Here is a 991-nt window from a genome sequence, read left to right as displayed (position 1 = left end):
TTCCGCTGATGATGTCTCGAGCCGTATTAATCGTGTTGCTAGCTTGGTATAGTTACCGGCAATCACCACACTATCGACCATGACGTGAGCATAGTCATAGTCCTCTTCGATATTCCAATGGGCTTTCATTATCAGGGTGAGTGGCGTCGAGCTTGGCAAGTCAATTTCGAATGACAGGGCATTGTTAATCAGATGCCCCTGGCCAGAGTAGTATTGGTAGCTACCGCCATAAGGCTGCTTGAAAGGAATCGTCGCCGCTGGCAGTGGAATAGAGATCTGATTCACCAATGAGTGATTTATCGCCTCATTAATGACCACATCCAATCCCGATGTGCCTATGCTGCTAAGCAAGACTTCCAGCTCGTTGATCCAACGTCCCTTATATCTGTCCTGCAGATAAGAGCGTGCATAGGGGCTAAAACCTATTGGCTCAGTTCCCGCAATACTACCTGTCCAGCTACCGCCGGACATCACAGACCAAGAGCCGACCGGAGAGCCATCACCTGTATTACTGGTATCATATTCATCGGGTAACCCCAGATCGTGGCCAAACTCGTGTACCACCACACCCGCTGCGGCATCAATCGGCTGCACCGTATAACCAAACACCTTCTTACCCGTACCAGGAATGGTGTATCCAGGCGTATTACCGGTATAAACAAAGAATCTATGTGACCAGATGGCGTCATCGCCGAGCACGCCACCGCCGGCTTCTTCACCTATGCTGGAATGAAACAGCATCACATGATCGATATCGCCATCCGGTTCATCGAAGTTGCCGTCGCCATCGACATCGAATGGATCTTCCACATCATAGCTGGCTAATTCGGCAGCTGACATGTTAGTCAGGGCCAGAGTCACGGCTTCTTTTACCAGTTCAGGCACAGCCATATCATCATCGTTATTATCGGCATCGTTACCACCATAGAAGGCGGCATTATTTTCAGCGGTGAACCAGCCTTTAACATTACCGGTAAAATGAAACGCTCAC

Annotated in this window: 1 pseudogene; it reads right to left on the bottom strand. The window is 49.5% G+C overall.

The features are described 5' to 3' along the window. Positions 1-987 (bottom strand): annotated as a pseudogene (locus KT99_RS19880) (immune inhibitor A domain-containing protein); the annotation flags it as partial. Between the last annotated feature and the right edge of the window lie 4 nt (positions 988-991).

The organism is Shewanella benthica KT99, assembly GCF_000172075.1.
GTDB classification, from domain to species: Bacteria; Pseudomonadota; Gammaproteobacteria; order Enterobacterales; family Shewanellaceae; genus Shewanella; species Shewanella benthica_A.
The sequence above is the reverse complement of the archived record's forward strand: the minus strand, read 5'-3'. Positions and strand labels throughout refer to the sequence as shown.